Origin of the sequence: Enterococcus malodoratus ATCC 43197, assembly GCF_000407185.1 — a bacterium.
Lineage (GTDB): Bacteria > Bacillota > Bacilli > Lactobacillales > Enterococcaceae > Enterococcus_A > Enterococcus_A malodoratus.
The window spans coordinates 22539-49248 of sequence record NZ_KE136481.1; the positions used below are offsets into that span (position 1 = coordinate 22539).

At 38.7% G+C, this 26710-nt stretch carries 21 protein-coding genes; 18 read left to right on the plus strand and 3 right to left on the minus strand.

From position 1 onward, the window contains the following. Positions 1–54: 54 nt before the first annotated feature. The 6 genes from uvrA (at position 55) to whiA (ending at position 8189) form a co-directional block, all read left to right on the plus strand. On the plus strand, positions 55–2877 hold the full coding sequence (gene uvrA / locus I585_RS00150; RefSeq protein WP_010738994.1) for an excinuclease ABC subunit UvrA: 2823 nt from the start codon (positions 55–57) through the stop codon (positions 2875–2877). 101 nt (positions 2878–2978) lie between these two features. Further along, positions 2979–4235 (plus strand): carboxylate--amine ligase, encoded by a 1257-nt coding sequence (locus tag I585_RS00155; protein WP_010738995.1) that lies wholly within the window; start codon positions 2979–2981, stop codon positions 4233–4235. Between the two features lie 2 nt (positions 4236–4237). Next, positions 4238–4951: an amino acid racemase gene (locus I585_RS00160; RefSeq protein ID WP_010738996.1), complete on the plus strand. Its 714-nt coding sequence runs from the start codon at positions 4238–4240 to the stop codon at positions 4949–4951. 379 nt (positions 4952–5330) lie between these two features. Continuing rightward, on the plus strand, positions 5331–6218 hold the full coding sequence (gene rapZ / locus I585_RS00165) for an RNase adapter RapZ (protein ID WP_010738997.1): 888 nt from the start codon (positions 5331–5333) through the stop codon (positions 6216–6218). Next, on the plus strand, positions 6215–7213 hold the full coding sequence (locus I585_RS00170) for a gluconeogenesis factor YvcK family protein (protein WP_010738998.1): 999 nt from the start codon (positions 6215–6217) through the stop codon (positions 7211–7213). Before rapZ ends, I585_RS00170 begins: the two co-directional genes overlap by 4 nt. A gap of 40 nt (positions 7214–7253) precedes the next feature. After that, complete coding sequence (whiA, locus tag I585_RS00175) at positions 7254–8189, plus strand: DNA-binding protein WhiA (RefSeq protein ID WP_010738999.1); 936 nt, start codon at positions 7254–7256, stop codon at positions 8187–8189. A gap of 20 nt (positions 8190–8209) precedes the next feature. Here whiA and I585_RS00180 read toward each other — a convergent pair whose 3' ends face one another. Further along, on the minus strand, positions 8210–8725 hold the full coding sequence (locus tag I585_RS00180) for a thioredoxin domain-containing protein (RefSeq protein ID WP_010739000.1): 516 nt from the start codon (positions 8723–8725) through the stop codon (positions 8210–8212). Between the two features lie 315 nt (positions 8726–9040). On the opposite strand from I585_RS00180, the gene nifJ reads away from it, so the two are divergent. The 4 genes from nifJ (at position 9041) to glmM (ending at position 16187) form a co-directional block, all read left to right on the plus strand. Continuing rightward, positions 9041–12712 (plus strand): pyruvate:ferredoxin (flavodoxin) oxidoreductase, encoded by a 3672-nt coding sequence (nifJ, locus tag I585_RS00185; protein ID WP_010739001.1) that lies wholly within the window; start codon positions 9041–9043, stop codon positions 12710–12712. A gap of 111 nt (positions 12713–12823) precedes the next feature. Continuing rightward, positions 12824–13708, plus strand: a complete 885-nt coding sequence (cdaA, locus tag I585_RS00190) for a diadenylate cyclase CdaA (RefSeq protein WP_010739002.1) — start codon at positions 12824–12826, stop codon at positions 13706–13708. Next, the gene (locus tag I585_RS00195) at positions 13705–14808 is read left to right on the plus strand and encodes a CdaR family protein (protein WP_010739003.1); all 1104 of its coding nucleotides are present in this window, start codon (positions 13705–13707) and stop codon (positions 14806–14808) included. The genes cdaA and I585_RS00195 overlap by 4 nt, the downstream gene beginning before the upstream one ends. Positions 14809–14831: 23 nt before the next feature. Beyond that, positions 14832–16187, plus strand: coding sequence for a phosphoglucosamine mutase (gene glmM, locus I585_RS00200; protein WP_010739004.1), 1356 nt, complete (start codon positions 14832–14834; stop codon positions 16185–16187). Positions 16188–16268: 81 nt separating this feature from the next. On the opposite strand, the gene glmS is transcribed toward glmM, so the two are convergent. Continuing rightward, complete coding sequence (glmS, locus tag I585_RS00205; RefSeq protein ID WP_010739005.1) at positions 16269–18077, minus strand: glutamine--fructose-6-phosphate transaminase (isomerizing); 1809 nt, start codon at positions 18075–18077, stop codon at positions 16269–16271. Positions 18078–18552: 475 nt separating this feature from the next. Here glmS and I585_RS00210 point away from each other — a divergent pair, with 475 nt between their 5' ends. The 8 genes from I585_RS00210 (at position 18553) to yihA (ending at position 26427) form a co-directional block, all read left to right on the plus strand. Then, positions 18553–18840: a hypothetical protein gene (locus I585_RS00210; protein WP_010739006.1), complete on the plus strand. Its 288-nt coding sequence runs from the start codon at positions 18553–18555 to the stop codon at positions 18838–18840. Positions 18841–18857: 17 nt separating this feature from the next. Further along, on the plus strand, positions 18858–19886 hold the full coding sequence (gene sppA, locus I585_RS00215; protein WP_010739007.1) for a signal peptide peptidase SppA: 1029 nt from the start codon (positions 18858–18860) through the stop codon (positions 19884–19886). A gap of 2 nt (positions 19887–19888) precedes the next feature. Next, a complete protein-coding gene (locus I585_RS00220) occupies positions 19889–20458 on the plus strand; it encodes an RDD family protein (RefSeq protein WP_010739008.1) in 570 nt (189 codons plus the stop codon). After that, positions 20433–21356, plus strand: a complete 924-nt coding sequence (locus tag I585_RS00225; protein WP_010739009.1) for a tetratricopeptide repeat protein — start codon at positions 20433–20435, stop codon at positions 21354–21356. Before I585_RS00220 ends, I585_RS00225 begins: the two co-directional genes overlap by 26 nt. A 103-nt stretch (positions 21357–21459) precedes the next feature. Then, positions 21460–22743 carry a trigger factor gene (gene tig, locus I585_RS00230; protein ID WP_010739010.1) on the plus strand — a complete coding sequence of 428 codons (1284 nt, stop codon included), beginning with the start codon at positions 21460–21462 and terminating at the stop codon, positions 22741–22743. 279 nt (positions 22744–23022) lie between these two features. Next, entirely contained in the window at positions 23023–24375 is a 1353-nt protein-coding gene (locus I585_RS00235; RefSeq protein ID WP_010739011.1) for a GH25 family lysozyme, read from the plus strand. A 154-nt stretch (positions 24376–24529) separates the two neighbouring features. Next, positions 24530–25777 carry an ATP-dependent Clp protease ATP-binding subunit ClpX gene (gene clpX / locus I585_RS00240; RefSeq protein WP_010739012.1) on the plus strand — a complete coding sequence of 416 codons (1248 nt, stop codon included), beginning with the start codon at positions 24530–24532 and terminating at the stop codon, positions 25775–25777. A 53-nt stretch (positions 25778–25830) separates the two neighbouring features. Beyond that, complete coding sequence (yihA, locus tag I585_RS00245) at positions 25831–26427, plus strand: ribosome biogenesis GTP-binding protein YihA/YsxC (RefSeq protein ID WP_010739013.1); 597 nt, start codon at positions 25831–25833, stop codon at positions 26425–26427. On the opposite strand, the gene I585_RS23310 is transcribed toward yihA, so the two are convergent. After that, complete coding sequence (locus I585_RS23310) at positions 26424–26576, minus strand: SPJ_0845 family protein (RefSeq protein WP_010739014.1); 153 nt, start codon at positions 26574–26576, stop codon at positions 26424–26426. The genes yihA and I585_RS23310 overlap by 4 nt on opposite strands. Positions 26577–26710 lie beyond the last annotated feature (134 nt).

Sequence of the window (26710 nt, forward strand, 5' to 3'; positions counted from 1 at the left end):
AAAAGGTCATCCTCATTAGATGATGAATACAAAGAAATGAATTAGGAGATATAAATGGCAAATGATAAGATAGTAATTCATGGAGCGAGAGCTCACAATTTAAAGAATGTTGATGTCACGATTCCTCGTGACAAAATGGTGGTTGTTACTGGTTTGTCTGGTTCTGGAAAAAGTTCATTGGCTTTTGATACACTTTATGCCGAGGGACAACGACGCTATGTGGAGAGCCTATCCGCATACGCCCGTCAGTTTTTAGGCCAAATGGACAAGCCTGATGTAGATAGTATCGATGGGCTTAGTCCTGCAATTTCTATTGACCAAAAAACAACGAGCAAAAATCCGCGGTCAACAGTAGGTACAGTAACTGAAATCAATGATTATTTGCGGTTGTTATATGCTCGAGTAGGGCATCCAATTTGTCCTAATGACCACATTGAGATTAGTTCGCAGTCAGTCGAACAAATGGTAGACAAAGTTTTAGAATTACCTGAACGGACGAAAATTCAAATTTTAGCTCCGGTAGTTGCTAAGAAAAAGGGACAACACAAGAAAGTTTTCGAAATGATTCAACGTGAAGGGTATGTCCGTATGCGTGTTGATGGCGAGTTGTATGATGTGACAGAAGCCCCTGAATTATCGAAAAACAAGAAACATGATATTGAGATTATCATTGATAGAATTGTCGTTAAAGAAGGAATCCGTTCGCGTCTGTTTGATTCTTTTGAAGCAGCGTTGCGTTTGGCGGAAGGATATGCAATTGTAGATGTGATCGGTGAAAAAGAAATGCTGTTCAGCGAACATTATGCGTGTCCTTATTGTGGTTTTACAGTTGGTGAACTTGAACCTCGACTATTTTCATTTAATGCGCCATTTGGTGCGTGTCCAGATTGTGACGGACTAGGTGTGAAACTGGAAGTCGATATGGATTTAGTGATTCCTGACCAGAGTAAAACGCTAAGAGAAGGGGCATTGATTCCTTGGAATCCTATTAGTTCACAATACTATCCGCAGATGTTGGAACAGGCATGCTTGAGCTTCGGTATCGACATGGATACACCATTTGAAGAACTGCCTAAAGAACACCAAGACATTATTTTGAATGGTTCAAATGGCGAAAACTTCCACTTCCATTACGAAAATGACTTTGGCGGTGTTCGTGATGTTGAGGTACCTTTCGAAGGAATAATTAATAATATCAATCGTCGTTATGCTGAAACAAACAGTGATTTTACTCGTGATCAAATGCGTCTTTACATGACTGAATTGACCTGCCAAACCTGTCAGGGATACCGTTTGAATCCACAGGCTTTGTGTGTTCAGATTAACGGTGAGAATATCGGAAAAGTCAGCGAAGATTCTATCAATGGGGCCTTAGGCTTTTTCGAGAATGTTGTTTTAAGTGAACAAGAAAAAATTATTGCTAGACCTATTTTGAAGGAAATAGAAGACCGTTTAAGCTTTTTGCGCAATGTAGGGCTTGATTACTTAACTTTGAGCCGCGCTTCGGGTACTTTATCAGGCGGAGAAGCTCAGCGAATTCGTTTGGCGACTCAAATTGGATCAAATTTATCTGGAGTTCTTTATATCTTAGATGAACCCTCTATTGGACTGCACCAACGGGATAACGATCGCTTGATTGAATCTTTAAAAAAGATGCGTGATTTGGGCAATACTTTAATCGTAGTGGAACATGACGAAGATACTATGCGAGCAGCGGACTACTTGATTGATGTTGGTCCTGGTGCTGGTGATCAGGGCGGCGAAATTGTTGCTGCCGGAACACCGAAAGAAGTTGAGAAGAATCCAAATTCGTTAACAGGTCAGTATCTATCCGGTAAGCGTGAAATTGCCGTGCCGAAAGAACGACGTAAAGGTAATGGTAAAAAAATCAAGGTTACTGGAGCTGCCGAAAACAATCTGAAAAATATCGATGCTGAGTTTCCTCTAGGAAAATTTGTTGCGGTTACAGGCGTTTCTGGATCTGGAAAATCAACTTTAGTTAATCAGATTTTGAAAAAAGCCTTGGCACAAAAACTTAATCGAAATTCGAATAAACCCGGCAAATTCAAAAAAATTACTGGATACAATAACATTGAAAAGTTAGTTGATATTGATCAAAGTCCGATTGGTCGGACGCCACGAAGTAATCCAGCGACTTATACAAGTGTTTTTGATGATATTCGAGATTTATTCGCACAAACAAATGAAGCGAAAATCCGCGGGTATAAAAAGGGCCGCTTCAGTTTTAACGTCAAAGGTGGTCGATGCGAAGCGTGTCGTGGAGATGGAATTATCAAAATCGAAATGCACTTCCTACCAGATGTCTATGTGCCATGTGAAGTATGTCATGGAAAACGTTATAATTCGGAAACGTTGGAAGTCCATTACAAAGGCAAAAATATCGCGGATATTTTAGAAATGACAGTAGAAGATGCGGTCGAATTCTTCAAACATATTCCTAAAATCCATCGCAAGCTCCAAACAATCGTTGATGTGGGACTTGGTTATGTCACAATGGGACAGCCGGCAACAACATTATCTGGTGGTGAAGCGCAACGAATGAAGCTTGCTAGTGAGTTACACAAGAACTCCAATGGTAAAAACTTCTATATTTTGGATGAACCAACGACAGGATTGCATACGGATGATATTGCCCGTCTTTTAAAAGTTCTTGAACGATTCGTTGATGCGGGTAATACTGTTTTGGTAATTGAACACAATTTGGATGTTATCAAATCAGCCGACTACGTCATTGACCTTGGACCAGAAGGCGGCGACGGCGGTGGTACAATTTTAGCTACAGGGACGCCAGAAGAAATTGCTGAAGTCTCTGAGAGTTATACTGGACATTATTTGAAACGTGTTTTAAAAAAATAAATAACTGATAAAGCTTGATGCAAGTGAAGGATTCTCCTTTGCTTGCATTTTTCTTTATGGTATGATTATCAAGGATTTAGAATGAGAAGGTGTAAGAAAATATGACTAAAAAACAAAAATTTGTACCGATTCTTTTAGGGAGCGATATCAATGTCTACGGCATGGCTCGTTCTTTTCATGAAGCCTACGGAATTGTTTCTGAGGCTTACGCCGGTTTGCAACTGGCACCGACTAAATATAGTAAGATTGTAAATGTTCACGTGGTCCCAGGTTTCGATAAAGATCCTGTATTCATTGAACAGATGCGTAAATTAGGAAAAAATACTTACAATGATCCTGATACTAGATATTTGTTAATTGCTTGTGGTGATGGCTATGCAGAATTAGTTTCGCAGCACAAGGAAGAACTATCTGAATGGTTTATTTGTCCTTATATTGAGTATGATTTGTTACAACAATTAATAAGTAAAGTTAGTTTCTATGAAATTTGTGAGAAGTATGATTTGCCATATCCAAATACCTTCATTATTACAGAAGATATATTGGAAGCAGGTAAATTGAAACAAGATCTACCATTTGACTTCCCAGTGGCGTTGAAACCAGCCAATAGTGTTGAGTGGCTATCAATTGATTTCAAGGGGAGAAAGAAAGCTTTTATTCTAGACACGCGTGATGAGTTTGATATAATTATCGAACGTATTTATCAAGCAGGCTACACTAGTGAAATGATTGCTCAGGACTTTATCCCTGGTGACGACAGCAACATGCGCGTTTTGAATGCTTATGTTGATCAAAATCATCAGGTCCGTATGATGTGCTTGGGTCATCCGTTATTAGAAGATCCTTCTCCAGAGGCAATTGGTAATTATGTAGCAATTATGCCTGAATACAATGAAAAAATTTATCAAACAATCAAAGGGTTTCTAGAAAAAATCAACTATACTGGTTTTGCCAATTTCGATATGAAATATGATCCGCGAGATGGCGAGTATAAATTATTTGAAATCAATTTACGTCAAGGACGCAGCAGCTTCTTCGTAACATTGAATGGCTTTAATTTGGCACAGTATGCAACTGAGGATCGTGTTTTTGAGACGCCATTCATCGAAACAATCTACGGTAAAGCAGAGCCAGAAAAATCTATGTTATGGATGGGCGTTCCAAAAGGTGTTTTTGAAAAATTTGCTCGAAATAATGCAGATAAAGAAAAAGCCTTAGAAATGATTAAAAAAGATCAATGGGGTACAACTGTCTTCTATAAAAAAGACATGTCGTTGATGCGTTGGATCTTAATGAAATACATGTTTAGTAAATATAAAGGAAGATTCGATTTATACTTTAAAGAGAAAGAAGGATAGGCATGGAAAATTTCTTTAGTATCCTTGGTGGCATGGGGACGATGGCTACGGAAAGTTTTATTCGGATTTTAAACCAGCGTACACAGGCTCACAACGATCAAGAATATTTGAACTATGTGATGTTCAATCATGCAACTGTTCCAGATCGAACAGCCTATATTTTGGATCATGAAGCAGCAAATCCACTACCGTTTTTATTAGACGACATCGAAAAGCAAAATTTATTACAACCGGATTTTATTGTACTGACGTGTAATACAGCTCATTATTTTTTTGAACAATTACAAGGTGCAACCAAAATTCCACTACTGCATATGCCAAGAGAGGCCGTAAATGAGTTGGCTAAGCGCCATCAAACAGGTGAAAAAATTGCTGTGTTAGCAACTGCTGGAACCATGAGTGCAAAGGTTTACCAAAGTGAGTTGGAGTCAAAAGGATTTGAAGTTCTAGTTCCTGATCAAAAACTGCAAGATAAAATTAATCATCTGATTTATCATGATGTGAAAGAGAACGACTTTATTAATAGCGAGTTGTACTTGGAAATTCTTTCGGATGTTTTTGAAAAATATGCCTGTCAGAATGCTATATTAGGGTGTACAGAGCTATCTTTAGTTCAAGAACTGACAAAGGAAGTTCCTTATCCAGTAATCGATGCACAATCAATTCTGGCCGACCGTACAATTGAATTGGCATTAAAAAACAGATCTTCCAAATAGGAGATCTGTTTTTTTGTATTATGAAAAGATAAAGATTTCCAAATATGTAGCAAAGACACGCCAGGAGTGTTATAATTTCTATGAGATAGCGAAGGAGGCTAACGTACAGTTTCTTTGGTGTCTTTTTATTTGGTTCAAAAATTCATTACGCTGTTTGAAGTAAGTCGGTTCTTATTTTGACGAATTCCATAGAACAACACGAGATTTGAGAATCAAAAATTTTTTATAAAAATTACCTTTTTAAGCTTAAGTAGCAATCAACTCTAATTTTAACTGTGTGTAAAAAGATAAAGTTATTTTTTGTATAATGGCATAGGGCTTGAAAATAGAGAACACTTTTAATAAGTATTTTCCTAATTATGAGAAAGGAGTGACACAAATGACCGAGAGTTTACATTTGGTTGTCATTACTGGTATGAGCGGTGCAGGAAAAACCGTTGCGATTCAAAGTTTTGAGGATATGGGCTATTTTTGTGTAGACAATATGCCTCCGGGTTTAATTCCGAAATTTTGGGAGTTGATTCGCGAATCCGGAAAGGTAACAAGAATAGCCTTAGTGGTTGATTTACGTTCGCGCTCATTTTTTGAGGACATTCAAAAAATGCTAATAGAAATTGAAAATACTGGTTTTATTGATACAAGTATTTTATTTTTAGATTGTTCTGATGGGGAACTTGTTTCACGCTACAAAGAAACGCGTCGTGCGCACCCGTTGGCGATGGATGGTATGATTACGGAGGGAATTCGTAAAGAGCGTGCGATCCTAGAAGATTTGAAGAATCGAGCAACATTAATGATCGATACGACAGATTTAACACCGCGACAATTACGGGAAAAAATTAATCAATCATTTAAACAAAAAGATGATGTAGGTTTCCATGTAGAGGTTGTTTCTTTTGGATTTAAATATGGTCTGCCAATTGATGCGGATATCGTGATGGATGTTCGATTCTTACCTAATCCGCATTACATTCCAGAATTGCGTCCGCAAACTGGGTTAGATAAGCCCGTATATGACTATGTAATGTCGTTTCCAGAAACAGAAAGCTTTTATACAAACTTTGTTCGACTAATGATGGATATTTTACCAGGGTATATCAAAGAGGGAAAAAGTTCATTAACAATCGCTATCGGTTGTACAGGCGGACAACATCGTTCGGTTGCGCTAACTGAGCGGGTGGGCAAAGCTCTTAAGGAAGCAGATTATAAAGTGAATATCACACATCGTGATAAAGATAAGCGGAAAGAGACGGTGAATCGCTCATGAAAATGAAAACGTACCGTATTCGCAAACCCAAAATTGTTGTTATTGGCGGCGGCACAGGATTACCAGTCATTCTTAAAAGTTTGCGTAATCAAAGTGCAGACATTACAGCCGTGGTTACTGTGGCTGATGATGGTGGCAGCAGTGGTGAGTTACGAGACTCTGTTGACATGGCACCGCCAGGCGATTTAAGAAATGTGCTGGCATCATTGTCGGATATGCCAAAACTTTATGAAGATTTATTTCAGTATCGATTTCATGAGGATGATAAATTCTTGGCAAATCATACAATTGGTAATCTTTTAATAGCAGCGTTATCAGAAATGCGTAATAGTACTTATGAAGCGATCCAACTGCTCTCCATGATGTTACATGTTGACGGGCACATTTATCCGTCTTCGGAAACACCTTTGGTTTTACATGCAGATTTTGATGACGGAACAAGTGCGATAGGAGAATCAAAGATTGCTCTTGATCGTAAGACGATTGAAAAGGTCTATGTTACAGAGAAAAATGGAGAGAAAGCTGTGCACGCGGCACGAAAAGTAGTCAGTGCTATCCACGAAGCGGACATGGTTGTACTGGGACCAGGTTCGTTATTTACGAGTATTCTACCTAATTTGGTAATTGAAGAATTGGGTGAAGCTGTCCGTACGACTGATGCAGAAGTTGTATATATTTGTAATATCATGACTCAAAAAGGTGAAACAGAACATTTTAGTGACGCTGATCACATCCGCGTTCTGCATAAACATCTTGACAGTAAATTTATTGATACGGTTTTAGTTAATACGGAAAAAGTACCAGAAGGTTACATGGATCCTGAAATTTACGATGAATATCTGGTACAAGTTACACACGATTTCAATGGCCTAAGAGAAGAAGGGTGTCGTGTTGTCTCAACAGATTTCTTGAAGCTGCGTGATGGCGGCGTATTCCACGATGGTGATAAAGTTGTAGATGAATTGTTCCGGATCGTTTTTGGAGCAAAGATCTAAAATACAAGTAAATTTTTACTATTGAAAAGGAGGGCTCGCCATGTCTTTTGCAGCAGAAGTAAAAAAAGAATTAACAGGTCTGGCAGTCCAAAAGAATCTCGCGCAAGCAGAGCTGGCCGCTTTGATCCGCATGAACGGTTCTCTCAGTTTGAGCAATCATCAATTTGTTTTAAACGTTCAGACTGAAAATGCAGCGATTGCTCGTCGAATTTTTACTTTGTTAAAAGAACATTATGGTGTACGCAGTGAACTGCTGGTACGTCGGAAAATGAAGTTGAAAAAAAACAATGTCTACATTGTTCGGCTAAAGCAGGAAACGCAAAAAGTATTGTTGGACTTGGATATCATGGACGGGATGATGTTTCAATCTCATATCACTAATGAAATTAAAAAGTCAGATGAAAAAACGCGCGCGTATCTAAGAGGAGCGTTCTTAGCTTCAGGGTCAGTTAATAACCCAGAAACAAGCCGCTATCATTTGGAGATATCTTCGATTTATGAGGAGCATAATCAGGACATTTGTGATTTGCTCAATCAGTTTGATCTGAATGCGAGAACTTTAGAGCGACGAAATGGCTATATTACGTATCTTAAAGGTGCGGAGAAAATTGCAGACTTTTTGACATTGATCGGAGCAACAAATTCGATGTTAAAATTTGAGGACGTACGTATCGTTCGGGATATGCGCAATTCGGTCAATCGATTAGTCAATTGTGAGACAGCAAATATGAATAAAACAATTGATGCGGCTTCTAAACAAATCGATAATATCCATTTTATTGAAACCACAGTTGGATTGCAGTCCCTACCGGAGAAACTCCAAGAGATTGCCGAACTAAGGATTCAAAATCCAGAAATTAGTCTAAAGGAACTCGGTGAAATGATCCCCTCAGGTGCGATTTCCAAATCTGGTATTAACCACCGAATCCGTAAAATTAATGATTTTGCTGAAAATCTACGAAAAAAAACCGTTTGAGTATCAAACGGTTTTTTTATTTATTCCGCTATATAATTTTTTAGAGTAGATTCACTAATGGATTCATCAAAAATATGATCATCTAAAATAACTGTTGGGACAAACTTAATATTGGCTTGTTCAGCTTCGTTACGAATCTCACTTTGTAAGCTTTGGTTTGCCTGTTGTGAGAAGTGTAACGTTTTTTCGGCGTATTCAGCGACGGCCTCTAATTCAAAATCTTGCCAAATTTCTTGTGTTTCGAAGGCTTGTTGGATTTGAATAAGCGCCTTTTCTGGATCAGCACTGATATACTCGTGCATCACATTTCCTCGTTGTAAACTTATTTTATCTTTATCTAATAATTTTACGATGCGCTGAATTTTCCCTTCGACAACTGCTTGGTTCAGTGTTTCATAAGATTCTTCAAACCATTGTTTACAGTAAGGGCATCGAAGATTGATAAATTCAATCAAACGTTTAGGTGCTGCGTCCGAACCGATTTTGATTCCATTGAAATCGTTGACTAGATTTCCTTTAATAACCGAAATATCCATGAAGAAACACATCCTTTCTCTTATTAGTGTACAAAATATTTTTAAGAAAACAAACTCTTTTCGTATAAATAAGTTAAAAAGACTGAAACACGTGTTTGAATTTGTGAAAGGTTAGTTTATAATAAGTCCGTTGTTACAAAGATTATAAAGATGTCAGCTGATTTTTCTAAATGGGCTTTTTAATTATAGATGAACGAGTATGAACGGTATAAAGCTTTTAGTTTAGAAAATTCTAGTAAAAAAAGAATTAGCTGATTTTTACGATTATAGTTGGTATATGACAAGAAAATACTAACATCATTAAGGAGGAGAAATATGCGTAAGAAAAAAACGATGGATGGAAATACAGCTGCTGCTTATATTTCATACGCATTCACAGAGTTAGCCGCTATTTATCCAATCACTCCTAGCTCAACAATGGCTGAACTTGTGGACCAATGGGCTTCACAAGGGAAGAAAAATATATTTGGTCAACCCGTCAATATTACTGAGATGCAATCAGAAGCGGGAGCTGCGGGCGTTGTTCACGGGGCACTGAAAACGGGGGCGTTAACAACCACCTATACGGCTTCACAGGGATTATTACTGATGATTCCCAATATGTATAAAATTGCTGGAGAATTGCTGCCTGGGGTTTTCCATGTTGCCAGTCGTGCAGTGACGACGAATGCACTAAATATTTTTGGTGACCATGGGGATGTAATGGCGGCGCGCCAAACGGGTTTTGCTATGCTGCAAGAAAGCAGTGTGCAAGAAGTAATGGATTTGTCGGCGGTAGCACATTTGGCCGCTATTGAGGACAGTCTTCCATTCATGAACTTTTTTGACGGTTTCCGTACAAGTCATGAGATTCAAAAAGTAGAGGTAATCGATTATGAGGAATTAGCACCACTGATTGATCAAGAAAAACTTAAAGCTTTCCGAAAACGCAGTATGAATCCAAATCATCCGACAATTAGCGGAACTAATCAGAATCCTGATGTCCATTTTCAACAACGAGAAACAGTTAATCGTTATTATGATGAATTGCCAGCGATCGTGCAAAAATATATGTTTGAGATCAACAAACTTCGCGGAACGAATTATGACCTAGTAACTTATTATGGTGCAGCGGATGCAGAGGAAGTCATAGTGGCGATGGGATCTGTTGCGCAAACGATTGAACAAACCGTTGATTATCTGAATGCCAATGGCCGAAAGGTCGGATTTTTAAATATCCATTTGTATCGTCCGTTTCCAACGGAGAACTTTTTAGAAAAACTTCCTGATACAGTCAAATCAATCGCTGTATTAGATCGTTCAAAAGAACCTGGTGCAGACGGAGAGCCGCTTTTATTAGACGTTCAAGGTGTGATGTATGAAGCGGATGTTCGTCCCAAAATCATTGGTGGTCGTTTTGGTTTAGGATCAAAAGATGTGACTCCTGATCAAATTATTGCTGTTTATGATGAGTTATTGAAGGGCAAGAAGGAAGCTAAAAAGCGATTCACGATCGGTATTATTGACGATGTAACTAATATGTCTTTGGATACAAAAGAAATCGTCGACTTAACAAATCCTAATACTTTCCAAGCGAAATTCTGGGGTTTTGGTTCTGATGGAACCGTTGGGGCAAATAAATCGGCGATTAAAATTATTGGTGATCATACGGATAAATATGCTCAAGGTTACTTTAGTTATGACTCAAAGAAATCTGGTGGATTAACTGTGTCACATCTGCGTTTTGGGGATACTCCTATCCGTTCAACCTATCTGGTTGAGAGCGCTGATTTTATCGCCTGTCATACGCCTGCGTATATTCACACCTACGATTTATTAAAAGGCTTGAAGCCAGGTGGAATATTTTTAATGAACACTATGTGGAATGATACTCAGATGGATAAGTTGCTACCGGCGAAAATGAAACGCTATATTGCCGAAAACGATATTAAGTTTTATACGATCAATGCAGCAAAGTTGGCGATGGAAGTTGGTCTTGGTTCACGGATTAATACAGTGATGCAGACAGCTTTCTTCAGTTTGACTGGGATTATTCCCTTCGATGAAGTATTAGATATCTTAAAATCAGAGGCTGATAAAAGTTATCGTCGGAAATCTTTGGAGATCGTTGAAAAGAATATTGCGGCAATTGAACAAACTGTGGAATTATTACATCAAGTGCAAGTTCCTGAAAACTGGTTGACTGTTGAAATTCCCACAAAGATTCACAAGTCTCCTGTGTCCCAATATGTCGAACAAATTGTGGAGCCAATTAATTCGCAACGAGGCAATGATTTAACTGTCAACGATCTAGTGGCGAACGGTATGACTGATGGCACCATTCCGACAGGCACCACCCAATTCGAAAAGCGTGGGGTAGCGTTGGAAGTTCCTCACTGGATCAGTGATCGTTGCACTATGTGTAATGAGTGCTCCTTCGTCTGTCCACATGCAGCGATTCGGCCGTTCTTAGCTGATGAGGAAGAAATGGAAGAAGCACCAGAAGGATATATTGTACGGGAAATGCGTGGAGCGGATGGTTTGAAATACCGTATCCAAGTGTCAGTTGAAGATTGTACTGGTTGTGGTTTGTGTGTTGAAGCTTGTCCGGCCAAAGGCAAAGCTTTAGTTATGAAACCTTATGAAGAAGAGAAAGAAGAAGCTGTCAACTGGGCGTTTTCAATGACATTAAAACAAAAAACGAATCCAGCAAAAACAAATTCTGTATTAGGTTCGCAGTTCAATCAACCATTACTTGAGTTCTCTGGAGCATGTGCAGGTTGTGGTGAAACGCCTTATGTGAAACTAATGACACAAATGTTCGGAGATCGTATGATGATCGCTAATGCGACTGGTTGTTCGTCTATTTGGGGAGCAGCTGCACCGGTAAGTCCTTATACGACCAATGAAAAGGGTCAAGGACCAGCTTGGTCGAACTCGTTATTTGAAGACAATGCTGAGTACGGATACGGAATGTTTCTTGCTAACCAAACTCGTCGTCAAGAGTTGGCAGTGAAAATCGGTGAAATACTAAACTTTGTTTCTGATGACTTGCGCGAACTGATGGAGGACTGGATGGATCATATGTTTGAATCTGAAGGTACCCAGCAACGAGCAACCAAATTAAAAGCCGCACTTGAAGCTGAAGGTTTGTCAGATCCAAAATTAGCGGATATATATGATAACCATGATCTGTTTGTTAAAACCAGTCAATGGATGTTCGGCGGAGATGGCTGGGCATATGACATTGGTTTCGGTGGGATTGATCATATCTTAGCCAGCGGTGCAGATGTGAATATTTTAGTCATGGATAATGAGGTCTATTCAAATACGGGTGGTCAAACGTCTAAGGCGACACCAGCATCAGCAATTGCGAAATTTTCTGCAGGCGGTAAATATCAGTCGAAGAAGGATTTAGGATTGATGGCGATGACTTACGGGAATGTCTACGTGGCGCAAATCGCCTCTGGAGCTAATCAAATACAAACGATCAGAGCTTTGGAAGAGGCAGAAAAATTCCCTGGACCATCTTTAGTAATTGCTTATACACCTTGTATCAATCATGGTTTACGCGGTGGGATGAGTAAAACATTGCAAGAGGCTAAAGATGCTGTTAATTCAGGCTATTGGTCATTGTATCGCTACAACCCGGTTCAACGTGATAAAGGAAAGAATCCAATGTCATTGGATTATAAAAAACCAAACTTTGATGAAATGATTGGTTTTATGAAACAACAAACACGTTTTTCAGCATTGGAAAGAATTCAACCGGATGATGCGCAACGGTTATACCAAAAAACGGTGAATGATGCTAAGACACGTTTTTATAACTATGCTCGAATAGCGGGACAAGAAGAAAAAATTCGTAGTAAACTTGAAGGTACGTCGGTAGAAACGAATGAAACGCCTGCTGATGTTAAGCCGAAACGAGAACGTAAAGCTGATCCAGAAGCGGAGGCGCGACGCGCAGCCCGCAGAGCAGCACGTGCTGCGAAACGTGACAAATAGTTTTAAAGGGTCTTAGTTTACTAAGGCCCTTTTTCCTGTTTAAATTTTATGCTAGACCTGTACCACTGTGGTATAATTGGATAGAATTTTGGATAGAAAGAGAGGTTATCTATGCCTAATCGTCTAATTGAATTATTCAAACCGGAATATTGGCTTAGCTTTTTTTCTGAGAATTTGTCAACTTGGGATATCATCGTCAACCTTTTAGATATATTTGTCGTCTGGTTTTTGATTTATCGTTTGTTTGAACTTGTTCGTGGAACAAAGGCTGTCCAATTGATCAAAGGTGTGGCGATTTTTATTGGAATTCGAATCGTGGCTGAATTAATCGGGCTGCATACATTGTCGTGGCTGATGAACCAAATCATCACGTATGGTGTTATTGCAGCGATTGTTATTTTTCAACCGGAAGTTCGGCGGGGGCTAGAGCATTTGGGACGCAGTTCTTTCTTTAAAACAACAAGAAGAGAAGAACGCGATGATGAACGGATGATTTTAGCGTTTGATAAAGCGATTCAGTACATGTCCAAAAGAAAAATCGGTGCATTAGTAACGATTCAGCGATTTACTGGGTTAGAGGAATATATTGAAACCGGGATTGACTTGGATGCGGATATTACCGGAGAGTTATTGATCAACATCTTTATACCTAATACTCCCTTACATGACGGCGCTGTGATCGTCAAAAATGGAAAAATCGCTGTTGCTTCAGCATATTTGCCGCTTTCCGATAGCATGCTGATTCCAAAAGAATTCGGGACTCGGCATCGAGCCGCAGTGGGTATTAGCGAGGTAAGCGATGCGTTAACATTTATTGTTTCTGAAGAAACTGGTGGGGTTAGTATCACGCTGAATAATGATTTTCTTCATGATTTATCTCAGGAGGAATATCTTGCTGTGATGCGTAGAGAGTTACTGCCAGATGAAAAAAACGCTGGGAAAAAAAGTCTCTTACAAACCTTTTTGGAAGGGTCGACTAAAGGAGGCGAAAAATGAGAATTAAGTTTAAGAAAAGCAATATGCCTTACGTGCTGATTTCGTTAGTGTTTAGTTTGATTCTATTTTTTAACGTGAACGGCCAAAATTTCAGTCAATTGATTTCTTCTGAGGCTAACTATGAAGAATCTATTCAAAATGTACCAATTACGGTTCTTTATAATTCAGATGAGTACTTTGTTCATGGCTTCTCATCGAATGTGTCAGTTAAGTTAAGCGGTGCAAATCGAATTCAATTAAATAAAGAAATTGATCCAGATACACGCGATTTTAGTGTTGTAGCCGATTTAACAAAATTGACTAGCGGTACTCATGAAGTTCGCTTGAAAACTAAAAATTTGTCTAGCTCCCTTTTTGCATCGATTGATCCAGAAAAAATATCTGTGACGGTTGAGAAGAAAGTGAAAAAACAATTCGATGTATCACCGATTTTGAGCAGTACAACAAGCAATAATGGTTTAAAAATTGGAGAAATGTCGACTAAGCCGGAAAAAGTTGAAATTACAACTGGCGAAAACACGATGAAGGAAATCGATCGTGTGGTAGCCTCGGTCGATAGCAGTAAACTTAATACGGATCAAGAAAGTATCCAGGCGCCCGTTCAGGCATTGAATGCTAGCGGGGAGGCATTACCGATTCAATCAGATCCGCAAAATGTGACTGTTTCATTTGAAATTCAAACACCAAGTAAAGAGGTGTCGCTTTATCCGATTCAAGAAGGCGATCTGCCTTCAGCTGTTGAAAGTGTCAAAATCGATTTGAATCGCACAAAAGCAACAATTACTGGCGTACAGTCAGTGCTTGATAAAATAGACAGTATCGGTATTCCGGTTGATGTGAGCCAAATCCAAGGAACCGTCAAAAAATTTATTGACGTACCTGTATCTGGTGACTATCAAGTCAATCCTAAAACCGTGAGCGCGCAAGTGACACCAGTACTTAAAAAAACACAAGATTCAGAAACTAGCAGCACAAATCATTCTAGTTCGTCGGTAACTGAAGCTACGAGAAATTCGAGTGGTAGTTCAAGATCTTCTGAAACAAGTGCTACTCAAATGACGAGTAGTCAAGAAGAACCGACAAATCAATCAACTGACTAGATGAAGAAGGGAAATATAATTTAATGGGTAAATATTTTGGAACAGACGGAGTACGTGGAATCGCGAATAAGGAGCTAACACCTGAACTAGCGTTTAAGTTGGGCCGTTGTGGCGGTTATGTACTAAGTCAACATCAAGAGAGTGAAGGGCGTCCACGTGTTTTAGTTGGGCGTGATACTCGAATCTCAGGTGAATTATTGGAAACAGCCCTAATCTCTGGCTTGTTATCCGTCGGTATTGAAGTTTTTCAGTTGGGAGTTATTTCAACACCGGGTGTTGCCTATTTGACAAGACTGCAAAAGGCTTCAGCAGGCGTTATGATCTCCGCTTCTCACAATCCAGCAGAAGACAACGGTATTAAATTTTTTGGTGGTGATGGATTCAAACTAGTTGATGAACAAGAAGCTGAGATTGAAGCGTTGATTGATGCTGAAGAGGATACATTGCCTCGGCCATCTGCTGAAGGTTTGGGAACGCTGGATGAATTTCACGAAGGTTTATTGAAGTACTCTCAATTTTTAGTGCAAACAATTTCAGGTGATCTTTCTGGTTTAACTGTTTGTGTTGACGCGGCTAATGGAGCGACTTCTACCAGTGTTAATCGCTTATTCGCTGATTTAGAAACGGACTTCTACACGATGGGAACCTCACCAAATGGATTAAACATTAACGCTGGAGTGGGATCGACACATCCGGAAACATTGGCGAAAATGGTCGTTGAGAAAGGTGCAGATGCCGGGTTGGCCTTTGACGGCGATGGTGATCGAGTAATTGCAGTGGACGAATTAGGGAACATTGTTGACGGCGATCGTATTATGTTTATTTGTGCGAAGTACTTAGCTGAACGTAAACGTTTGAAAAAGAATACAGTTGTGACTACTGTAATGAGCAATCTAGGCTTTCATAAAGCAATTGAAGAAATTGGCCTAGAAGATGTGATCACCCAAGTGGGAGACCGTTATGTTGTCGAAGAGATGCGTAAAAATGATTACAATCTTGGCGGCGAGCAATCTGGGCATGTGTTGTTCTTAGACTATAATACAACTGGTGATGGGATGCTTACAGGAGTTCAATTATTGAACATCATGAAACAAACCGGAAAGAAACTTTCTGAACTTGCTGGTGAAGTTACGATCTATCCGCAAAAGTTAGTAAACATTCGTGTAAGTGATAAATATGGTGCGATGGATGTACCTGCAATTAAAAAGGCCATTGATGAAGCAGAAGCTGAAATGAATGGCGATGGTCGTATCTTAGTTCGTCCTTCTGGAACAGAACCGCTGCTGCGGGTTATGGCAGAAGCGCCGACTGATGAAAAAGTTGATTATTACGTCGAAAAAATTGCGGCAGTTGTTCGTGAAGAAATTGGATTAGACTAGCAATATTAAATACCCGACTTTAAAAGAGTCGGGTATTTTTATATGAAAAAAAGGTTGAGAAAAATCTCAACCTTTTTTTGCTTATTCAACTGTAACTGATTTTGCTAGATTACGTGGTTTATCAACATCATATCCGCGTAATAACGTTGCATAATAGGCAATCAGTTGTCCTGGAATTACAGAGACAAGTGGACGCAAGAATTGATGAACGATCGGTAAGATAATTTGATCGCCTTTTTTGCTTAATTCTTCTGATGCTATTACTAAGGTGTGGGCACCACGACTTTCTACTTCACGAAGATTTCCGCGAGTGTGAGGGGCTGTCACCGCCTCAGTAATGATACCGATAACTGGTGTACCTTCTTCAACTAACGCAATTGTTCCGTGTTTCAATTCACCAGCGGCGAAACCTTCTGCTTGAATATAAGAAATTTCTTTTAGTTTTAAAGCTACTTCCATGGAAACGTAGTAATCTTCTGAACGTCCGATATAGAAAGCATTACGAGTCGTTGCCAAATATTCTTCTGCGATTCCTTCGATCATCGTTTTTTCCGCGATCATTATATCCATCGCATTGGCGGCAATTCCTAATTCTTTTGTCAAATCAAACTCTTCTGCAGCCGGAATATTTTTTGCTTCACCGACGGCTTTTGCCAAAACAGTTAATGCTGCAATTTGAGCTGTATATGCTTTGGTAGATGCTACTGCAATTTCTGGACCCGCATGTAACAACATTGTATAACTAGCTTCGCGTGATAATGTTGAACTAGCAACATTTGTCACAGTTAGGGAAGGATACCCCAATTTATTAGTCTTCACTAATACTTGACGACTATCTGCGGTTTCACCACTTTGAGTAAGATAAATAAAGAATGGTTTTTCTGAAAGTAATGGCATATTGTAGCCGAATTCACTAGATAAGTGAATCTCAACTGGAATGTTGGCTAAGCCCTCAATAATCTGTTTGCTGGCCCAACCAGCATTGTTGCTTGTGCCACAGGCAACGATGTAAATGCGATCACTGGTCAATAAACTTTGCAACAACGGCTCTTCAATAACGACGGTTCCTGTTTCATCTGTGTATTCACTGATGATCCGACGCATTGTAGCTGGTTGCTCGTCAATTTCTTTCAACATATAGTAAGGGTAGGTGCCTTTTTCCATATCGGCAAGATCAATTTTTGCTTCATAAGGAGCACGTTGAATTTCGCTGCCAGCCTCATCTTCAATTTCTACGCGATCTTTTGTCACGATGACCATTTCGCCATCGTTAATTTCTACGAATTGATTGGTCTGCTCTAACATTGCCATCGCGTCGCTGCAGACAACATTAAAACCATCACCTAATCCAATTAACAACGGGCTTTTGTTTTTGGCAACGTAAATGGTTTCACGATCATTCTTGTCGATTAAACCAAAAGCGTAAGAACCATTAATTTCCATTAATGCCTTACGAAAAGCTTCTTTAGTCGAAATACCTTGTTCTGCAAAGTACTCAATCAAGTGAACAGCAATTTCCGTATCAGTTTCGCCGTAAAAATCGTCATTTGCTAAATACTTCCGTTTTAACTCGTCATAATTTTCGATTACTCCGTTATGAACCAACACAAAACGTTTACTTTGTGAGGTATGGGGATGAGCATTCTCTTCGCTTGGTTCACCATGAGTTGCCCAACGTGTATGGCCAATCCCAATTGTGCCGTGAACTTCCTCTCCAATTTTCTCGGCTAATTCCTTGATACGTCCTTGCGATTTGACTAAGTAATCTTCATTATGATCAGCAACAAAAATACCAGCAGAGTCATAACCACGATACTCTAATTTTTCCAATCCATTAACTAAAATGCTAGTTGCCTGCTCATTTCCTACAATTCCCACGATTCCACACATAATGTCTTCCTACTTTCCTATCATTATATGTTTCCGAGCTGTCTGACCATTTTTTTGTTCTTTTATAAAGTTTTTGTAATGATCTGTAGAGCACAGCTACCCTGAAGCTACCCGCCGAATAGTTCGATTAGCTTCTTCCTCGTCACCTCTAAAAGAGGTCTGGCGCTATCTTATTGGTATGATTAAGATTTTTTTGTATTATTATCGGAAACAATGACTAATATAATATAAACAATCCGACTAGTCAAATATTTTTTTATTTTTACTTAATTGGTATATATGGAATTTGTGAAAAAGAATTGGAAAGCAAAGGGACTTCTGCATTTCATCTATTTATAGAATAGGGTAAAATAAGAAGTATCATTTGCTGAGCGATACTAATACAATGACTTCTTATTGTTTGCAGATATTGTTCTCTATTGATTTAAATTTTTGTGAGTTTTTATTTCACAAAAAAATGAGAGGGGAAAACTAAATGAATCAACCAGAAAATCTAACAGTCGGTGAATTACGCAAATTTTTGACACAACTTGCTGAAGATCCAAAAATCACTGATGAAACGAAAATTTTCTTAGATACCGGATGGGATAGTATTCAGGAAATTAATCCGGACGCTTTAAGTATTGAAGAAGCACAATCATTCAAAATTGAAGATCCTTTAACCCATGAATTTTTTGGCGGATATTCGTTACTAGAAAAAGCGGAAAAAATGAATGGCGATGGACCGATAGAGAAAGTTTTGGTTATTCGTAATCTATATTAGAATTTAGGAGGAAACTGATGAATAAAAGACGTTGGGTTGCTGTCGTTATCGCAATAGCACTGTTATTTTTTTCAGTGCTGTCATCAACGATTAGCCGCAGAAATGATAATAAAAAAGAACTAAGTCAAGTAAATGAACTATTATATGGATCGGATGAGCCGCAAGAAAAAGTCGAAGAGTCTGGCTCGAGCAATAAAAAAATTGTTAAGTTAGTAGTAGAAGGTACGATTGTGGATGACGGTACAAGTGGATTGTTTTCTAGCGGAGGGTATAATCATGAATCTTTTATGAAACAATTGGCTAAGATCAAAAAAGATTCGACTGTAAAAGGAGTTTTGCTAGAGATTAACTCTCCTGGAGGCTCTGTTTATGAAACTGCGGAAATTACCCGTGCATTGAAAGAGCTTCAAAAGGAGAAAAAAATTCCTATTTATGCTTCGATGGAAAGCCAGGCGGCTAGCGGGGGCTATTATATCGCGGCCAATTCTGATCGGATTTATGCTACAGAAGACACTATGACAGGTTCCATAGGCGTTATTATGTCTAGCATGAACTATTCTGGATTAATGGAAAAACTTGGAATTACAGATGCAACAATTAAAAGCGGTGCATTAAAAGATATTGGCTCTTCTTCTCGTCCGCAAACGAAGGAGGATAAAGAAGTTTTGCAGACTTTCGTGGACAGCATGTATGGTCGATTTGTCAAGACTGTCGCTGAAGGACGAAAGATGGATGAAGCTCAAGTGCGTAAATTAGCTGATGGAAGAATTTACGATGGAGCACAAGCTGTCGAGAATGGTCTGGTAGATAACATTGGGTATCCAGATCAAGCGCTGAAAGCCTTAAAGAAAGATAAAGGGTTGAATGATGCGAAAGTTGTTTCATATACTAGCGGATCTACTAATTTTATGAATACGTGGTTGGGTAATAGCTTAGCAGAGCTGCAAGGAATTAAACCATCACAAGAAGATCTAATTAGAAACATTGTCGAAAGCGTTGGCACACCACAAGCTCCTAAGGCAATGTACCTTTACGGAGGTGAATAGAGATGACTGAAGAAACTAGTCAAAGACCACCCGCAGTGGGTCCTGTTAGTCAGCTGCTTGAAAAGAAAAAGCGGAAAGCTCAGTTCCATCATTATCCTGATTATTTTTATGCGGGTTTTTGGATTCGATTTTTTGCGTATTTGTTAGATTTATTGTGTGTTTCAGCGATCACAGGAATCCTATTAGGCCTACCTGCCAATTTATTAAATGTAACTAAGAGTTCTGAACTATTAAGTATTTATGGTTTTTTGGCATTATTGATCTATTTGGCGTATTTTATTTTAATGACAAAGCTAAATCATGGTCAAACGATTGGTAAGATGGCTTTTGGAATCAGAGTAGTCTGCTTTAGTGAGGAAGACTTAAGTTGGCAAACTGTTTTTGTTCGTGAAGGGGCCTGTCGTTTTGTTCTACGTGGATCGATTTTTATGTTAGGTTACCTTGTAACTATTTTTACACCAAACAAACAACACATTGGCGACTATTTTTCTGACACCAGTGTTGTAACATTAAATTTGTTAGCGGCTAGAGAGGGTTTATACAAGAATGAGTCCGATAGAATTTCCCAATAATGATCAGTATTATTTAACTCTTGCTGAAGAGGCCTTTTCAGAAGGAAACTATCTTCAGGCATTAGAAAATTACAAACTTGCATACCAAATAAGTCCTTCGCCTAAGCTTAACCGTCTGATTGCGAGTCTCGCTTTAGAACAAGGCGACTTTGTTGGATCTTTGGAATATGCACAAGAAATGGCAGATGACTATCTGGAGACACCAGAAGCAATCGATTTATATTTACAGATTCAGGTGTATTCTCAGAACTTTTTTGCCGCTCGTGAGTTCTTGTGGAGGGCACAAAAGGTTAGGCATCTAACTGAAGAGCAAAAAGAACTTTGGCTGATGCGTATTGACGATCAAGAGGCATTTTACCAAAAGCAGCAACAGGCAGCGGTGAGACAACTCGAAACGGAATTAAATCAATTGCCTTCACTTGCATCAATGGAGCAATTAATGTTGGTTAGAAAGATCAAGCAACTTCCAGAAGAACTTCTGAAATCAATGTCCGAAAAGTTCATGATCGATCCTAAAGTGTTTCCCTTAGTTCGCAGCTATTTATTTGAAAGTTTGGCTCGAGTTGGTAGTTCTGATAAAGTCCGCTATTTGACGATTCAAGATGAAATCATGGAGCTGTCGCCAGCAGAGTCCGGCTCTGACGGAACGTTAGAAATTGAAATTGAAAATCGTTTGAATGAGCAACTAGGAGATGATGATCCGATTCTTTTGAGTAATTTACTAGAACAGGTCAAGTTAGAAATGGCCTTCTTGTATCCTTTGCAAAGCTCCTTCATGAAACCTAAAGCATGGGTAGCCAGTTATTTAACGGAATACTCTGAGCAATCGGAGCCTCTTGATGAGGGAATAGAAACCATTAGAAAGAAAATAAAACAACTGATGTTCGATTATCATTAAAAAATGCCGAGAGTAAAAGCTTTATATTTACAATTCACAATCAGTAGTGTAATATTTAATGGTATGCAAAATGCAAGTATATTAGTATTCGGAGGGAACAAACGTGACTGCAAATTTTGAAAAAACAGGCACCAATGATGGTGTGTTAACTTTCTCAATTGAACAAACTGAGATTCAAAAAGGATTAACAAATGCATTCAACAAAGTGAAAAAAAATCTAAATGTACCTGGCTTCCGCAAAGGGAAGGTATCTCGCCAAGTATTTAACCGGATGTACGGTGAAGAAGCGTTGTATGAAGATGCGTTGAACGATGTATTACCAACAGCTTATGAAGCTGCTGTTAAAGAAGCAGGCATTGATCCAGTCTCTCAACCAAAAATTGATGTAGACAGCATGGAAAAAGGCGAAGCTTGGGTCATCAAAGCAGAAGTAACTGTAAAACCAGAAGTAAAATTAGGAGACTACAAAGAACTAGAAGTTCCTAAACAAGATGTTGAGGTTTCAGATGCTGATGTAGATGCTCGTTTGAAAACTGAACAAGAATCTCAAGCTGAATTAGTAATTAAAGAAGACGAAGCTGCCGAAAATGGCGACACAACTGTTATCGACTTTGAAGGCTTTGTTGGTGAAGAAGCATTTGAAGGCGGAAAAGGAGAAAACTATTCTCTTGAATTAGGCTCTGGCTCATTTATTCCAGGTTTTGAAGAACAACTAGTTGGTCATAAAGCTGGCGAAAGCTTAGACGTAACAGTAACTTTCCCAGAAGACTATCAAGCTGAAGACTTAGCTGGTAAAGAAGCAATCTTCAAAGTAACGATTCACGAAGTTAAAGCAAAAGAGTTGCCTGAATTAGATGATGACTTTGCAAAAGACGTCGACGAAGAAGTAGCTTCTTTAGACGAATTAAAAGCTAAATACCGTGATGAATTGACAAAACAAAAAGAAGAAGCTGCGAAAGAAGCAAAGGATGAAGCTGCAATCAAGCAAGCTGTTGAAAATGCTGAAATCGTTGAACTACCACACGTAATGGTGCATGATGAAGTACACCGTTCAATGGATGAATTCTTGAACAACATGCAACGTCAAGGTATTTCACCTGAAATGTATTATCAATTGACTGGTTCTACTGAAGAGGATCTTCACACTCAATTTGAAGGTGAAGCAGAAGGCCGTGTTAAAACAAACTTAGTGATGGAAACAATCGTTGAAGCAGAAAAAATCGAGGCTTCTGAAGAAGACATCGCTAAAGAAATCAAAGAATTGGCTGGAATGTATCAAATGCCAGAAGATCAAATTCGTCGCGTCCTAACAGAAGATATGTTAGAGCATGACATTAAAATGAAAAAAGCTGTTGAATTGGTAACGGGAACAGCCGTAGAAAAATAATTTCTAATGCTGTGAACCTAACTAATAATTAGTGAAGCTAAGCAGAAATTTGAGTATGTAGCACATGTTTTGTGCTACATACTTTTTTTATAGGAGCATTTGAAATAAGTAACACAATTTTGAGCCCAGTAAATAACTTAGTTTTTCAGTTTTTTATAGATATTTATAACGAATAACTTCAAAATAATCCTTAAATTTGGTAATATTGAATTGTTAATAAATCGAGCTAATTTTCGTTTTTATATTTAATTAGTGCTTTCAGACCTTAAGGAGGAGAAAATGAAGAAAAAAATTCTAGGAGTGAGCCTTTTAACGATATTATTGTTAAGCTCTGCACCGATTGCTTTAGCCGAAGAAACTCAGCAGGCGAACGATGACCAAACGGTTGAGACAACCACGAACAGCGATTCGACGACGGATACTTCGTCAGCTGCAACAAAAACAACCGAGAGTAACAGCTCAACGGAAGAAGAAATGGTAGTACCTGAGACACAAATTGATACGGCTGAAGGAACAATGAGCCTGCCGAAAGGGCGTTCGGATCTTTATCCAACGATCCAGTTATTTGCATCATTACCATCTGTTTCGGCGACAAATACGAATACACCAAGTAAAAGTTTCGTTGATATATCTTCCCATAACGGAAACATTTCCGTTGCGAACTTTCAAAAAATGAAAGACTATGGCGTTACGGGAGTTGTTGTCAAATTAACAGAAGCAACGAGCTACACAAATCCTAATGCGCAATCTCAAATCAATAACGCGATGTCAGCTGGAATGAAAGTTTCTGCTTATCACTATAGTTGGTTCACAAGTGATGCACAAGCAGTTGCAGAGGCCAATTATTTTGCAGCTGCGGTCAAAAGATTTGGTCTTAGTAGTGGTACCGTGATGGTAAATGATATCGAGGAACCACAGATCCTTGGTAAAGGAAACCATACCAATAATTCTAGAGCTTTCGAAAATCGATTAAAATCGCTAGGGTACGGAAATGTACGCCATTATATTGGTTTAAATTGGTTAACTACTGGGCGTATTAATGCTGCAACTATCGGTAATAAAAATATATGGGTAGCAGCATACCCTTATAATCTTTCGACTACGAACTTCTATACTCAATATGGCGCTTGGCAGTGGTCTTCACAACTATCATTCCCAGGTGTTAGCGGTAATTTTGATATTAATGCGGATTATACATCGACTTTCAGTAATCCTACACCAACACCACCGGCAAACAGTGTGCAAATGTATCGTGTGTACAATCCGAATAGCGGAGAGCATTTCTACACACAAAACGTTGCAGAAAAAAATAATTTGGTTTCAAAGGGTTGGAGATATGAAGGGATTGGTTGGAATGGACCGACTTCAGGAAATCCGGTCTATCGTTTGTACAATCCGAATGCAGGAGATCATCATTATACGCTGAATGCGAATGAGAAAAATAATCTAGTCTCTAAAGGCTGGCGTTATGAAGGTGTTTCTTGGTATTCTGGGGGATCAAATGCGTTGCATCGTTTATATAATCCTAATGCCAAAGCTGGTTCACATCATTATACGTTGAACACGAATGAGAAAAATAATTTAGTCTCTAAAGGCTGGCGTTATGAAGGCTTGGCCTGGTATGCAAAATAAGAAAAAAAGTTCTCGAATTTTCGAGAACTTTTTTTCTTTAGAATTCCTTTTTAATTGCTCTTGGTTTCTTTGTCTTTTTAAGGCTTTATGTTATTATAGATAAAGACTGCAATCGTGGAAACACTTGTAGAGAATGAAACAAGAGGTGAAAGCCATGTATGAAAGCACAGGCGCAGGTGAAACAGTTCGCTGTTCGTTTTGCGGAAAGACCCAAGAGGAAGTAAAGAAAGTCGTTGCGGGTCCTGGAGTTTACATTTGTAATGAATGTATCGACCTTTGTAAAGAGATTATAGATGAAGAATTCCATGAGGAAGCTATTCGTGAATTTATTGATGTGCCAAAACCGAAAGAACTATTAGATGTATTGAATCAATACGTTATCGGACAAGATCGAGCAAAAAAAGCTTTATCAGTTGCTGTGTACAATCACTATAAACGAGTGAATACTGAGAATGATGGAATAGATGAAGTCGAATTACAAAAGAGTAATATTTGTTTGATCGGACCAACTGGTTCAGGGAAAACATTCTTAGCGCAGACTTTGGCAAGAACATTGAACGTCCCATTTGCAATTGCGGATGCAACAAGTTTGACCGAGGCAGGTTATGTTGGTGAAGATGTTGAAAATATCTTATTAAAGCTGTTGCAGGCTGCGGATTACAACGTTGAACGTGCGGAAAAGGGAATCATTTATATTGATGAAATCGATAAAATCACCCGTAAAAGTGAAAATGTTTCGATTACCCGTGATGTGTCAGGCGAAGGGGTTCAGCAAGCTTTGCTTAAAATTCTTGAGGGAACTGTTGCTAGTGTTCCGCCTCAGGGTGGACGTAAACATCCGCATCAAGAATTTATTCAAATCGACACAACGAATATCTTATTTATCGTTGGCGGAGCTTTTGATGGGATCGAAACGATTGTTAAGAACCGTTTAGGTGAAAAGACGATCGGATTTGGTCAAAACAATAAGAAAATTGACGACGATGAAAGTGTTATGCAGCAGATCATACCAGAAGATTTGTTGAAATTTGGTTTGATTCCAGAATTCATCGGACGTTTACCTGTGACAACGGCATTAGAGAAATTAACGACAGAAGATTTGGTTCGTATTTTAACAGAACCAAAGAACGCGCTTGTCAAACAATATCAAAAATTACTTTCGTATGATGATACTGATTTGGCTTTCGACGCTGACTCGTTAAATGCAATTGCTGATAAAGCGATTGCTCGTAATACTGGAGCTCGCGGCTTACGTTCAATCATTGAAGATGTCATGATGGATGTTATGTTTGACATTCCTTCTGATGAATCCATTGAAAAAGTAATTGTTACAAAGGATTCTGTTGAGGGTTCAGGAAAACCAATTATTCAGTACCATAACGACAAGAAAAAAGCAGGTTAGTACGTAAGGGTTCACAAATTCCTTTGTGAACCCTTTTTGAAAGGCGTGGAAGAATGAAAGTGCATAATGCAGAGATCGTTATCAGCGCGGTCTCACCAAAACAATATCCTGAAACTGATTTACCTGAAATAGCGTTGGCTGGACGTTCGAATGTAGGCAAATCTTCCTTCATCAATACGTTGATAGATCGAAAAAATTTGGCTCGTACCTCAGGTAAACCAGGAAAAACGCAGACTTTAAATTTTTATTTAATCGAAAATGCTTTGCATTTTGTAGACGTACCTGGTTACGGCTATGCAAAAGTCTCTAAGACTGAGCGGGCAAAATGGGGCGAAATGATCGAGACGTACATTACTACGCGAAAACAACTGCGTGCAGTAGTCTCATTAGTTGATGTACGGCATGATCCTAGTAAAGAAGACATTCAAATGTATGAATTTCTGAAATACTATAACCTTCCAGTGATCGTCGTTGCAACAAAGGCTGATAAGATCCCTCGTGGGAAGTGGAATAAGCATACTAGTGCTATCAAGAAAAAATTAGATTTTGATCCAAATGATACTTTCATTCTTTTCTCTTCGGAAACAAAAAAAGGAAAAGAAGAAGCTTGGCAGGCAATTGAAGCTGCAATCGAAAAGGATCAGGCTTAAGCCTGATCCTTTTTTTTATCTGTTTGTTCAATTTTTGGTTTTAAGAACTTTTGGATGTCCTCGTCCTTCTGCACTTTTTTGTCTGGATCAACTGCAAATGATTCAAACAACTTATCTAAATCATCGGTTTTCTCAAATTTCAGGCCCATCTAAAACACCTCCATTTTTAGTTTTAACACAATTTATTATAGTATACAATTTTTTGAAACTTAGTAATCAATTTCATAGGGTTTTTTAAATCTTTAAGATATAATTATAATAGAGTAATGAGAAAGGGGAAGGC